Origin of the sequence: Vogesella sp. XCS3 (assembly GCF_020616155.1) — a bacterium.
Classification (GTDB): Bacteria; Pseudomonadota; Gammaproteobacteria; order Burkholderiales; family Chromobacteriaceae; genus Vogesella.
Genome location: NZ_CP085530.1, coordinates 2,997,138 through 3,009,867 on the forward strand (window position 1 = coordinate 2,997,138; position 12,730 = coordinate 3,009,867).

Genomic DNA, 12,730 nt, shown 5'->3' on the forward strand with positions numbered 1-12,730 from the left:
GGGCATTTTGATTATGGAATCTCTCAGCGTTGTCATCCTGGCTGCCGGCAAAGGCAAGCGTATGTATTCGGCCATGCCCAAGGTATTGCACCCCATCGGCGGCCAACCCATGCTGGCCCGTGTCATCAGCACCGCTCGCCAGCTGCAGCCGGCCAAGATGGTAGTGGTGTACGGCCACGGCGGTGACCAGGTGCGCGAACAGATCCGTGATGAAGACGTAGCCTGGGCACTGCAGGCCGAACAGCTGGGCACCGGGCACGCGCTGAAAATGGCCCTGTCGCAGCTGCCCAAGGTTGGCCGCACCCTGGTGCTGTACGGCGACGTACCGCTCACCACGGTAGAAACCCTGCAGAAGCTGCTGGCTGCCGCACAAAATGGCATGAGCCTGCTGACCGACGTACTGGCCGACGCCAGCGGTTACGGCCGTATCGTGCGCAATGCGGCCGGCGAGATCGTGGCCATTGTCGAAGACAAAGACTGCAATGCCGAACAGAAAGCCATCCGTGAAATCAACACCGGCATGATGGTGCTGCCCAACGCCAAGCTGGAAGGCTGGCTGGGCGAGCTGCGCAATGGCAACGCGCAGGGCGAGTACTACCTGACCGACGTGATCGAGCTGGCTGTACGCGACGGCATCGCCGTGCCGGGTGTTACCGTAGCAGCCTGCTGGGAAGCCGCTGGCGTCAACAACAAGGTGCAGCTGGCCGAGCTGGAACGCCAGCTGCAGCAAAACCAGGCGCGCGCACTGCTGACTGCCGGCGTGATGCTGGCGGACCCAGCCCGTATCGATATCCGCGGCCAACTGCAGCATGGCATGGACGTCAGCATCGATGTTGGCTGCGTGTTCGAAGGCCAGGTCACCTTGGGCGATAACGTCGAGATTGGCGCCTACTGTGTGCTGAAAAACGTGCGTATTGCCGCCGGTACCCGCATCGCCCCGTACTCGCACCTGGAAGACGCCGTGGTGGGCGAAGCCTGCCGCATCGGCCCGTACGCCCGCCTGCGCCCGGGCGCAGAGTTGGCCGCACACGTACACGTGGGCAACTTTGTCGAGATCAAGAAGGCCACCGTGGGCGAAGGCTCCAAGGTGAACCACCTTACCTACATCGGCGATGCGCAGATCGGCAGCAAGGTCAACGTGGGTGCCGGCTCGGTAACCTGCAACTACGATGGCGTGAACAAGTTCAAGACCGTTATCGGCGATAACGTGTTTGTCGGCTCCGGCACCCTGATGGTGGCGCCGGTGACGCTGGAAGAAGGGGCCACCATTGGTGCTGGTTCTGTGCTGACTAAAACCGCACCCGCCGGCCAGCTTACCGTCGCCCGCGCCAAGCAGCTGACCGTGCCAGGCTGGCAGCGCCCGCAAAAGCTGAAATAAGCTGCTTTGCTGTACCCAACCCACACCGCCAGCGGCCCGCGCCCTGGCGGTTTTTCATGGCGCTGGCAGTAGCGCATGCTTCACTTGTCATGGGCTATACCTGCTGCTAATATTTCGAAAAACTTACGAACCGAAATATTTTAATGACCAAACGTAACACCCAGCAGCGTCGCCACGCCATCGTGGCCCTGGTACAAGAGCGGGGTGAAGTGAGTGTTGAAGACCTTACCCAGCGCTTCGCCACCTCGGAAGTTACGATCCGGAAAGACCTGGCCTTGCTGGAAACAGGCGGCCTGCTACTGCGCCGTTACGGTGGTGCTGTATCCTTGCCCACCGAAATGGTGGCCGAAAGCGACCCGGTAAAAGTTTCGGAACGAAAGCTGGCCATCGCCCGCGCCGCCGCCGAGCGCATCCGCGACCACAACCGCGTGATTATCGACAGCGGCACCACCACGCGCGCCATTATCCCCTTGCTGGGTAACAAGCGCGGGCTGATCGTGATGACCAATTCGCTGAACGTAGCCGGTAGCCTGCGCGAGCTGGAAAACGAACCCACGCTGCTGATGACCGGCGGCACCTGGGATCCGCATTCCGAGTCGTTCCAGGGCCAGATCGCCGAGCAGGTGCTGCGTTCTTACGACTTCGATCAGCTGTTCATCGGCGCCGATGGCATCGACCTGGCGCGTGGCACCACCACCTTTAACGAGCTGGTGGGCCTGTCGCGGGTGATGGCCGAAGTGTCGCGCGAAGTAGTGGTGATGGTGGAGTCCGACAAGATCGGCCGCCGTATTCCCAACCTGGAGCTGCCGTGGGCACGCATCCAGACCCTGATCACCGACGACGCCCTGGCAACCGAAGCCAGGGAAACGATCCGGGCCAAAGGCGTGACGCTGATCTGCGCGCCCTTTACCCATTCATAATTCAAGGAGAAGTGTATGTGCGGCATCGTAGGCGCTATTGCGCGTCGTAATATTGTTCCCGTGCTGGTAGAAGGCCTGAAGCGCCTGGAATACCGTGGTTACGACTCGTCCGGCATCGCCGTGCACGTGGGCAGCGACATCACCCGCGTGCGCCGGGTTGGCCGCGTGGCCGAAATGGAAGCGGCCGCACAAGCCGACCAGGTGCAGGGCGAGCTGGGCATCGGCCACACCCGCTGGGCTACCCACGGCGGCGTTACCGAGTACAACGCCCACCCGCACGTGTCGCACGGCCTGATCGCTGTGGTGCATAACGGCATCATCGAAAACCACGAAGAAAAACGCGAAGCGCTGAAGGCCGCCGGCTACGTGTTCGAATCGCAGACCGACACCGAAGTCATCGCCCACCTGGTACACCAGTACTACGTGGCAGAAAAAGACCTGTTCCGTGCCGTACACCGCGCCACCCGCGAGCTCACCGGCGCCTATGCCATCGGCGTCATCGCGCTGGACCGCCCCGACGAACTGGTGTGCGCGCGCATGGGCTGCCCGCTGCTGGTGGGCCTGGGAGAAGGCGAAAACTTCATCGCCTCCGACGTTTCCGCCGTGCTGTCGGCCACCCGTCGCGTCATCTTCCTGGAAGAGGGCGACATCGGCCACCTCACCCGCGACAGCGTGAAGCTGATCGACAAAGACGACCAGCCGGTAGAACGCAAAGTGCACGTGTCCGACGTGTCGCTGGCGTCGCTGGAGCTGGGCCCGTACAGCCACTTCATGCAGAAAGAAATCCACGAACAGCCCAAAGCCCTGTCCGACACCATCGAAGTGGTGCTGGACGACGGCTTCGTGCCCGAGCTGTTCGGCCCCGCTGCGGCCAACGTACTGCCGCAACTGAGCGGCGTTAAGATACTGGCCTGCGGCACCAGCTACTACGCCGGCCTCACCGCCAAATACTGGATCGAAAGCATCGCCGGTGTGGTGTGCGACGTGGAAATCGCCAGCGAGTACCGCTACCGCGACGCTTACGCCGACCCGAATCACCTAGTGGTGACCATCTCGCAGTCCGGCGAAACGCTGGACACCATGGAAGCGCTGAAATACGCCAAGAGCCTGGGCCACCAGCACGCGCTGTCCATCTGCAACGTACGCGAATCCGCCATCCCGCGCGCGTCCGAACTGGTGTTCTACACCCGCGCCGGCGCCGAAATCGGCGTGGCCTCCACCAAAGCCTTCACCACCCAGCTGGTCAGCCTGTTTGCGCTGGCGGTTACGCTGGGCAAGGTACGCGGCCGCGTCAGTGCCGAGCAAGAGGCACAATACCTGGACGAGCTGCGCCACCTGCCGGGCAGCGTGCAGCACGCGCTGAACCTGGAGCCGCAGATCAAGGCCTGGAGCAGCCAGTTTGCCGCCAAGAACGACGCGCTGTTCCTCGGCCGTGGCCTGCATTACCCCATCGCGCTGGAAGGCGCGCTGAAGCTGAAGGAAATTTCCTACATCCACGCCGAAGCCTACCCGGCCGGCGAACTGAAGCACGGCCCGCTGGCGCTGGTGGACGAAAACATGCCGGTCGTGGTGATTGCACCCAACGACGTGCTGCTGGAAAAAGTGAAATCCAATATGCAGGAAGTACGCGCCCGTGGCGGCGAACTGTTCGTGTTTGCCGACGCCGACAGCCACTTTGTCGATTCCGACGGCGTACACGTCATCCGCACCCCACGCCACGTGGGTGTGCTCAGCCCCATCGTGCACTCCATCCCGGTGCAGATCCTGGCCTACCACGTCGCGCTGGCGCGTGGCACCGACGTGGACAAACCTCGCAACCTGGCCAAATCGGTCACCGTGGAATAAGGTTGGCCGCAGGCAGCATCACGCTGCCGCACCAACAGTAAAGGGGCCTTGGGCCCCTTTTTTCATACCTGCTGCTGCCACCCATGCCCCGTCGCCACATAAGGCATTGCCGCTTTTAGCGGGCCCGGATAAGGCGCAGCTGCATCCGGGGAACGGCAGGTTATCCAAGGGTGGCCGCATCCTGTCGGATGACCAAGTAACAACACCAAGACAATCACGCTCGCATGCGCCGTTGGCTTATCCGGGTTACGGGCTGACCTGATGTGTCGTTCGCATACCGGGCTGGACCCAGATGCGAGCGGCAGGCTGTACCTACCGTAGCTATTCGTATACTCTTGGCATTTTTAATGGTTGCAGGGCGTCATCTTTATATATTGGGATTTAGCCGGAGAGCGGATAAAACGGGCTTTGTTGCACAAATCAGTGCTTGCGTCCGTCCGGTAGAATGACCGCATGAGCAAGCCCCTTCCTCCCAAGTACCAAACCATCAACTGGCAGTCATACAACCAGTCCCTCAAGCAACGAGGGCAGCTCCTTCTCTGGCTCGACAAAGGCATGAACTGGTTGGCACCGGCTACCGGCAGGCGGGGACGGCAGCTAACTTTTTCTGATGCTGCCATCCAGTTCTGTCTCACCATCAAATGCCTCTTTGGCCTGGCGCTACGGCAAGCCACAGGTATGGTCGAAAGTATGTTGCGCCTGGCTGGCCTTGACTGGGCCGTCCCCGACTTCAGCACGCTTTCCCGCCGCCAGAAAGACCTGCAAGTCCGCATCCCGGTACAGAAAAAGCAAGGTTGTCTGCATCTCTTGGTGGATAGCACCGGCATCAAGATGATGGGTGAAGGCGAGTGGAAGGTGAAAAAGCATGGCGCTGATTACCGCCGCCAATGGCGCAAGCTGCATCTGGGCATAGATGCGCAAACGCTGGAAATCCGGGCAATGGAAGTGACCGACAATCGCACTGGAGATGCCACGATGCTGCCAGAGCTGCTATCGCAAATTCCGGCGGGAGAGGGACTGGTAACCGTCACCACGGATGGGGCGTACGACACACGCCTATGTTACGCAGCGATTGCAGAGCGTGGGGCGGCAGCCATCATTCCCCCACGTCGAAATGGCCAATTCTGGAAAGGGAATTTACGGGGCAATCAGGCTCGCAATGAGTCGCTACGAGCGGTGAAGTATCTGGGGCGCGCGCTCTGGAAAAAGTGGAGTGGCTACCATCGCCGCAGCTTGGTCGAAACGAAGATGCACTGTTTCAAATTGCTGGCAGATCGGGTTAAGTCACGGGACTTTGACCGGCAAGTAGCGGAGCTTCAAATCTGTGCAGCGATTCTGAATCGCTTCACAGCACTGGGCACGCCGCAAACGGTCCGTATGGGATAAATCCGTCTGGGGATTGGGGTAGTTCGACCTACGGCTGATTTGTGCAACAAAGCCGCCCGAATGGGATGTGCGGTTTGATAACCGGGTTCGGGGGTACCTGTTCTTTAGAGATGGTGAGTTGACATTTGTTGAGTGAACGTCCGATCGTTAACGTACAGCCAGTAACCCGTTTAAGGCGCAGCCGTATCCGGAGAATAGCCAGTTACCCAAGCTTGGCCGCATTCGGTGGGTGGCAAGGCGACCGCGCCGTAGCGCGCTCCCACACCCTCGAATGAGCTGTTGGCTTATCCAGGTTACAGGCAGTGTCCTTTCACATTGGCAGCGTTAATGATTTGTAAAAAGGCGGAAAACTTGTTTATGGTGCTGCGGTATGGACGCATAGAGTCAAGTATTGAATCGCTGGCTTTCCTGGGTAGCGCGTCAGCGCTACACCCGACCCCGCAAGGAGATTTCTCATGGTGACAGCATCGCATGCCCTTTTACTTGCTGCCGTGCTGTGCATCGTGGCGGCAGCACTACATTTTGCCTGCCTTATCTGGGGGGCTGCAGGCTACCGGCTTCTTGGTGCCGGCGATAAGGTTGCGGCGGCGGTGGCGGCGGGTGACCGGCGGCCGCATCTTTCCGCCATTGTTGTTGGCTGCATTTTGCTGGTTTGGGCCATATACGCCATGGCGGGGGCGGGGTGGCTTCCGGTTATGCCATTGATGCGACCGGTGCTCTTTCTTATTTCAGGCGTACTGCTTGCCCGTGCGCTGTTGTTTCCACTTTTGCGCCCCATGTTCCCCGGGAACAGTATGCAGTTCTGGTTAATTTCTTCCGGTGTGATTGGCGTACTGGGCCTGCTGTTCTTGATTGGCGCATACCAGATGGGCCAGCCATGAAGCCTGGTTGGCCGTAGAAAGACAATTCGTGGCGGGTCTTGTATCGTGCATGTGGCATGTGAGACGCCGTAGTGAATGCGTCACCGCCAGACACCCCAATTTGCGAAGGACCCGCCCAAAGAGGGATAATGCCCCTTTTGCCTGTAAGGCAAACCCGAAAGGAATAGCATGAGCGCCCTACCAAACTGCCCGGCCTGTCAGTCCGAATTTACCTACGAAGACGGCAGCCTCTACGTTTGCCCGGAGTGCGCACACGAGTGGTCCAAAGACGGCGCCGCCGCCGTGGAAGCTGAAGAAACCCGCGTGGTACGCGACGCCAACGGCAACCTGCTGCAAGACGGCGACAGCGTAACCGTGATCAAGGACCTGAAAGTAAAAGGCAGCTCGCTGGTAGTGAAAGTGGGCACCAAGGTGAAGAACATCCGTCTGGTAGATGGCGACCACGACATCGATTGCAAGATCGACGGCATCGGCCAGATGGGCCTGAAGTCGGAGTTCGTGAAGAAAGCCTGATAGCGCTGCGGCCAACCGGTCCCGCTACGCAAAAGCCCGCTGGCACTGCCAGCGGGCTTTGTCTTTGTCAGGCTGGCACGAGCGCTTAATGACCCAGCGGCATCACCATCTCGTGCCACTGCATGCCGCCGTGCAGCGAGGCCGACGGCCGCACGTACTGGTAGCCCAGGTGCGTGTACAGCGCCACGTGCTGCGGTTTGCACATCAGGTGGATGGCCTGCTTGCCGGCCGCCTGCATGCGCTGCACAAAGCTGCGCATCAGTAGCCCGGCGTAGCCGCGGCCCTGGCAGGCCGGGTCCACCACGACGGACATGATCACCACATTGGCCGCCGCCGGGTCGTGGCCGATCAGCTCCTTGAACGCTTCGTCGGCCATTTCCACCTGGTGCGCGCAGCCGCTGTTGATGAAGCCGACCAGCTCGCCATCGCATTCCAGCACCAGAAAACCGGCCGGGTACTGCGCAATGCGCAGTGCGATTTTCTCTGCGGTGGCAGCTTCGTCGCCTTCGTAGGCGCCGATTTCGATGGCGTAACAGCGGGCGGCGTCGCGGGGCTCGGCTTGGCGCAGGGTCAGTTGCGGATTCGTTGTGGTCATGGCGTTAATCCATCAGCTGGCGGTACAGGTAGACCAGCACCCGCGCCAGTTCTTCGGCAGTTTGCGCCTGGCCGGTGTTACCGCCGTGGCCGCCGCCTTCGGTTTCAAACAGCAGCGCGTCGTGGCCCAGCGCCTGCAGGCGCGCCACCATCTTGCGCGCGTGCGCCGGGTGTACGCGGTCGTCCTTGCTGCTGGTGGTAAACAGCGCCAGCGGGTAGGCGGTGTCGCCACGCACGTGGTGGTAGGGCGAGTAGGCCGCCAGCGCGGCGCGCTCGGCGGGGTCGTCCGGGTCGCCGTACTCGTCCACCCAGCTGGCGCCGGCCAGCAGCTGCGTGTAGCGCAGCATGTCCAGCAGCGGCACCTCGCACACTACAGCGTTAAACAGCTCGGGGCGCTGCGTAAGGCAGGCGCCTACCAGCAGGCCGCCGTTGCTGCCGCCTTCGATGCCCAGCCGGCGCGGGCGGGTGATGCCGCGCGCGATCAGGTCTTCGGCTACCGCGATGAAGTCGTCAAAGCTCACCTGGCGGTTCACGCCCTGTGCTGCCTGGTGCCAGGCCGGGCCGAACTCGCCGCCGCCGCGGATGTTGGCCACCGCAAACACGCCGCCTTTTTCCAGCCATTGCGGGCCGAAGTTGTCCATGTAGTAGGGCATCATCGGCACCTCGAAACCGCCGTAGCCGTACAGCAGCGTCGGCGCGTTGCCGTCCTGCGCCAGCCCGGCACGGTGCACCACAAAGTAGGGGATGGCGGTGCCGTCCGGCGCGCTGGCGTGGTACTGGGTGGCGACGTAGCCGCTGGCGTCAAACGCGGCCGGTTGCTGGCGCAGCACCTCGGGCTGGCCGCCGGCTAGCAGGTCCAGCCGGTACAGGCCGGCGGGGGTGAGGAAGTCGCTGTAGCTGTAGTACAGCAGGTTGCTGTGCCACGGCTGGTCGGCAAACTCGATCACGCCGCCCTGCGGCAGCGGGTTGGCGTGCGGCTGCCAGTGGCCGTCGGCCCAGCGCAGCGTATCGAGCCGGCTTTTGACGTTGTCGATGACGATGATGGCCAGCAGATCCAGCGTGGCTTCTACCATTTCTACCGACTGGCGCGTGCCAGGCACAAATAGCGGCTGGATGCGGCCAAGCTGGCCGCTGTCGGCGGCGCAGGCCACGGCCAGCAGGCTACCCGTGATGTAGTGCTGGCCGGCAAAGTGCCAGTCTTCCGCCAGTTTGACGATCAGGTCGCCGTGGCTGTAGGCCTCGATTTCGGCACGCGGCGGCAACGGTAGCGCGATCAGGCGATCGCCACTCAATAGGTAATAGGTCTTGCTGTAAAAGCTCTGCGAGGCCTCGATGACGTCGAACGCGGTAATGGCGCCGGGTGCCAGCGGGTTGGCCGCATCCAGAAAGCGCCACGCGGCCACCATCATCGCGTCTTCGTCCAGCTGCAGCAGCGGCTGCGCGTCGGCCCAGCTTTGGCCGCGTTGCAGCAGCCACACTTCGCGCGGGTAGCCGGCGCGGGTGAGCTGGCTGTCGTCCCAGGCCGGGCACACGAACACGCTGTCCAGGTCGCGCCAGGCGATGTGGTTCTTGCCGTAGGGGAAGGCAAAGCCACCAGCCACGAAGGCGCCGTTGGCCAGGTCGAATTCGCGGCTGACGGTGGCATCGCTGCCGCCGGGGGTAAGGCTAAGCAGCACGCGCGTGGGCTGCAGCGTGTAGTGCGATACGCCGTCCAGGTACCAGTCCACGTCTTCGTCGGCGGCCAGCTGGTCGATGTCGATCACCGTTTGCCATGCCTGTTCGTTGGCGCGGTAGCTGTCCAGCGTGGTGCGGCGGTAGACGCCGCGCGGGTGGGCATCGTCCTGATGGAAGTTGTACAGCCAGCCATCGTGCTCGGCAAAAAACGGAATCTGCCGCGTGTCGCGCAGGTTGGCCAGAATGCTGGCTTGCAAATCGGCAAAGCGCGGGTCTGTGTCCAGCCGCGCACGCGTCGTGGCGTTCTGGGCGGCTACCCAGTCCAGGGCGGCGGCGTCGTCCAGGCTTTCCAGCCAGGCAAAATTATCGGTGTGAGTGGTCATCGGGGGCAGGGCAAAAGGTTGGCCGCAAGGCAGCAATGGGCGGATTGTGCGGCAGTTTGCACGGCCAGGGAAGCGGGCGGTACGCCGGGCCGCGCGGTGCGGGCACGCAGCTGGCATAATGCAGGCATCCCTGCTGCTACCGGAGCTTGCCATGCAGAAAACCGCCCTGATACTGGCCACCTTGCTGGCCGCCAGCCCGCTATGGGCCAAGCCTGTTACCGCCCGCCAGGCGGCCACGTGCAAGACACAGGCCAGCTGTGCCTATTTTGGCGATGTGTATAGCGGCGACCGTGCCTTTCGCACCGCCGTGCAGGCCGTGTTCCGCGGCAGCGGCAACAAGGCCCCCGCCTGGGTGGCTGCGGGGGTGATGTCGCCGCTACTGCCGATACAGCAAGGGCGCGAGCTCTACCTGCGCGGCAGCGTGTGCCAGCCGCACAACTGCCCGCATCAGCTGTGGGTGCTCTACCAGCCGCGCCGCCAGCAACTGGTGGCGCGCTACACCCGTGAAGACGGCAGCGAGGTGTGGCTAGGCCGCCCGTCTGCCGCACAAAAAGCGCTGCTGCAAGACGAAAACGACCCCGCCTCGCCACTGGCCGGCAAGCTCACCGACAGCACACCGCTGCCGCTGGTGTTGCCGTAAGCGCTAGCCAGGGTTGGCCGCCAGCGCGGCCTTCAGGTAGTCGATCCACAAGCGCATGGCCTGCGGCAGGTGGCGGCCGCTGGGGTAGTACAGGTACAGCCCAGGCATGGCAGGGCACCAGTCGGCCAGGATGCGCGTCACCCGGCCGTCGGCCATCGCCGCCGCGGCGTAGCCTTCAAAAACCAGCGCAATGCCCAGCCCGGCGGCAGCGGCTTCCACCATCAGCGGTTGCTCCCCCAGCGTCAGTTGCCCTTGCGGCTGTACTGTCAGCGCCTCGCCATCCTTGGCCAGCTCCCACGCGTATAGTGGCCCGTTGCCGAAACGGTGGCGGATGCCGGCGTGCCGCGCCAGCTCGGCCGGGTGCTGTGGCGTGCCGTGTTGCGCCAGGTAGCCGGGGCTGGCGATGACGGCAAAGCGCATCGGCGGCCCCACCGGCACTGCCACCATGTCGGCAGCCAGCGTTTCGCCAAAGCGCATGCCGGCGTCGAAACCCGCACCGACGATATCCACCAGCGTGTCATCGCATACCACGTCCAGCTGAATACCCGGGTAGCGCTGCAGAAAGCCCGGCAACAGCGGCATCAGCAGCAAGTAGGCCGCAGTGCGCGGCACGTTCAGCCGCAGCAGGCCTTGTGGCTGGGCACGATAGTCGTTGACCGCCTCCAGCGCGCTGTCGATCTGCCCCAGCGCCGGCCCCAGCCGCGCCAGTAGCGCTTCGCCGGCCTCGGTGGCGGTAACGCTGCGCGTGGTGCGGTGTAGCAGCCGCACCTGCAGCCGCGCCTCCAGCTGGCGCAAGCTGTGGCTAAGCGCCGACGCGCTGACGCCCAGCTCCAGCGCTGCAGCGCGAAAACTGCGGTGGCGTGCCACGCAGGCAAAGGCGTACAGCTCGTTTAGCGGTGGTGTCATTGGTGAATTTTGCTCAGCAAAGCAAGAAAGATAGCCTGGATTGTAGCGGGTAATGCCTTGCCTTACGCTGTCAGCATGGCTACAGCCACCCCGGTTGGGCCCTGTCTGCAAGGGAATGCACGATGACCACCCCCACTCTCCCCATCGCCAGCACACTGGCGGGTAAAACCTTCTGGCTGAGCGGTGCGGCCTCCGGCATTGGCGCCGCTACCGCCCGTGCGCTGGGCGCCGCCGGCGCCAACGTGCTGTTGGCCGCACGCGACGCCGAACAGGCCGCGCTAGTAGCGCGCGATATCGAAGCCGCCGGTGGTCGCGCCCTGTTTCACCGTACCGACGTGCTGCGCGAAGCCGATATCGCCGCCTCGGTAGACGCGGCGGTGCGCCACTTCGGCCGCCTGGACGGCGCCTTCAACAACGCCGGCTGGTTGTGCCCGCCTGCGCCGCTGCACCTGCAGGACGACCACGCGCTACAGATGAGCCTGGACAGCAATGTACGCAGCGTGTTCTGGGCCATGCGCCACCAGATCGCCGCGCTGCTGGCCAGCGGCGGCGCCATCGTCAACAATGTGTCGATTGCCGGCCAGGTGGGCTTTGGCGGCATCAGCCCGTACGTGGTGAGCAAGCACGCGCTGCTGGGCCTCACTCGCACCGCCGCGCTGGAGTACTACGGCCAGGGTATCCGCATCAACAGCGTCAGCCCCGGCGTGGTGGCCAGCCGCATGTCGGCGCAGGGTTTTGGCGATGCAGCCAGCCGTGAGGCGTTTACCGCCACCACCCCGGCTGGCCGCGACGGCCAGCCACACGAAATCGCCGCTGCCGTGCTGTTCTTGCTGTCCGATGCAGCCAGCTTTGCCAGTGGCCACAACCTGGTGCTGGACGGCGGTTACACCGTTGCCTGAGGAGCCCGCCATGACCCCGTATACCCTGATCGCTCGCCTGGGCCTGTGCGACGGTGTGGCCGTCGAGGACGCCCGCCTGGCGCTGCAGCAGCTATGCTGGCACACCCGGCGCGAGCCCGGTTGCCTGCGTTTCGAGCCACTGCAGCAAACCGATGACACCGCCGGCTTCTGGCTGCTGGAAAGCTTTCGCGACGCCGACGCCTTTGCCGCCCACCACGCCGCTGCGCATACCGTGGCCTACCAGGCGCGCGGCCTTACCCGGCTGCTGCAACACTGGCCGTTGGCCACGCTGCCGCCGCTGGCGCCCGCGCAGCCGGATGACGGCGCCACCCGCTACGCGCGGGGCCTGGCGCGGCTGGCGCAGGTGGATGGCGAAGCCGGCCAGCGCGTCATCGATGCATTGCAAGGCGTGGCCCCGGCGTTGGCCGCGTACACCATCGCCTTTCCGTTTGGCGAGGTATACCAGGACGAAGTGCTGACGCTGAAGGAGCGCGAGATCGCCACCATCGCGGCGCTGGCTGCGCTGGGCTATGCCACACCGCAGTTGAAGGTGCATTTGCACGGTGCGCTGAACGTAGGCTGCAGCCGCGACGAGGTCATCGCGGTGCTGACGCAGATGGCGGTATACGCCGGCTTCCCGGCGGCCATCAACGCGGTACTGGCGGCAAAAGAGGTATTTGCCGAACGCGACGCGGCGTAAGGCGGCGGCCA

General features: G+C 63.5%; 12 protein-coding genes. 9 read left to right on the plus strand and 3 right to left on the minus strand.

Going from position 1 to position 12,730, the window contains the following annotated elements:
* Positions 1 to 13: 13 nt before the first annotated feature.
* The 6 genes from glmU (at position 14) to LCH97_RS14250 (ending at position 6,923) form a co-directional block, all read left to right on the plus strand.
* A complete protein-coding gene (glmU, locus tag LCH97_RS14225) occupies positions 14 to 1,378 on the plus strand; it encodes a bifunctional UDP-N-acetylglucosamine diphosphorylase/glucosamine-1-phosphate N-acetyltransferase GlmU (RefSeq protein WP_227302265.1) in 1,365 nt (454 codons plus the stop codon).
* A gap of 143 nt (positions 1,379 to 1,521) precedes the next feature.
* Positions 1,522 to 2,298, plus strand: coding sequence for a DeoR/GlpR family DNA-binding transcription regulator (locus LCH97_RS14230; protein WP_227302266.1), 777 nt, complete (start codon positions 1,522 to 1,524; stop codon positions 2,296 to 2,298).
* 15 nt (positions 2,299 to 2,313) lie between these two features.
* Positions 2,314 to 4,143, plus strand: coding sequence for a glutamine--fructose-6-phosphate transaminase (isomerizing) (glmS, locus tag LCH97_RS14235; protein WP_227302267.1), 1,830 nt, complete (start codon positions 2,314 to 2,316; stop codon positions 4,141 to 4,143).
* Between the two features lie 453 nt (positions 4,144 to 4,596).
* Positions 4,597 to 5,529 carry an IS5 family transposase gene (locus LCH97_RS14240; protein ID WP_227301451.1) on the plus strand — a complete coding sequence of 311 codons (933 nt, stop codon included), beginning with the start codon at positions 4,597 to 4,599 and terminating at the stop codon, positions 5,527 to 5,529.
* A 455-nt stretch (positions 5,530 to 5,984) separates the two neighbouring features.
* The gene (locus LCH97_RS14245; RefSeq protein WP_227302268.1) at positions 5,985 to 6,410 is read left to right on the plus strand and encodes a hypothetical protein; all 426 of its coding nucleotides are present in this window, start codon (positions 5,985 to 5,987) and stop codon (positions 6,408 to 6,410) included.
* Positions 6,411 to 6,578: 168 nt separating this feature from the next.
* Positions 6,579 to 6,923, plus strand: a complete 345-nt coding sequence (locus LCH97_RS14250; RefSeq protein WP_227302269.1) for a zinc ribbon domain-containing protein YjdM — start codon at positions 6,579 to 6,581, stop codon at positions 6,921 to 6,923.
* Between the two features lie 85 nt (positions 6,924 to 7,008).
* On the opposite strand, the gene LCH97_RS14255 is transcribed toward LCH97_RS14250, so the two are convergent.
* Positions 7,009 to 7,518, minus strand: coding sequence for a GNAT family N-acetyltransferase (locus LCH97_RS14255; RefSeq protein ID WP_227302270.1), 510 nt, complete (start codon positions 7,516 to 7,518; stop codon positions 7,009 to 7,011).
* A gap of 4 nt (positions 7,519 to 7,522) precedes the next feature.
* On the minus strand, positions 7,523 to 9,574 hold the full coding sequence (locus LCH97_RS14260; protein ID WP_227302271.1) for a prolyl oligopeptidase family protein: 2,052 nt from the start codon (positions 9,572 to 9,574) through the stop codon (positions 7,523 to 7,525).
* A 151-nt stretch (positions 9,575 to 9,725) separates the two neighbouring features.
* Between LCH97_RS14260 and LCH97_RS14265 the strand changes: the two genes are divergently transcribed.
* The gene (locus tag LCH97_RS14265) at positions 9,726 to 10,214 is read left to right on the plus strand and encodes an Ivy family c-type lysozyme inhibitor (protein WP_227302272.1); all 489 of its coding nucleotides are present in this window, start codon (positions 9,726 to 9,728) and stop codon (positions 10,212 to 10,214) included.
* A gap of 3 nt (positions 10,215 to 10,217) precedes the next feature.
* On the opposite strand, the gene LCH97_RS14270 is transcribed toward LCH97_RS14265, so the two are convergent.
* The gene (locus LCH97_RS14270; protein ID WP_227302273.1) at positions 10,218 to 11,120 is read right to left on the minus strand and encodes a LysR family transcriptional regulator; all 903 of its coding nucleotides are present in this window, start codon (positions 11,118 to 11,120) and stop codon (positions 10,218 to 10,220) included.
* 122 nt (positions 11,121 to 11,242) lie between these two features.
* Between LCH97_RS14270 and LCH97_RS14275 the strand changes: the two genes are divergently transcribed.
* A complete protein-coding gene (locus tag LCH97_RS14275) occupies positions 11,243 to 12,019 on the plus strand; it encodes an SDR family NAD(P)-dependent oxidoreductase (RefSeq protein WP_227302274.1) in 777 nt (258 codons plus the stop codon).
* A gap of 10 nt (positions 12,020 to 12,029) precedes the next feature.
* Positions 12,030 to 12,719, plus strand: a complete 690-nt coding sequence (locus LCH97_RS14280) for a carboxymuconolactone decarboxylase family protein (protein WP_227302275.1) — start codon at positions 12,030 to 12,032, stop codon at positions 12,717 to 12,719.
* Positions 12,720 to 12,730 lie beyond the last annotated feature (11 nt).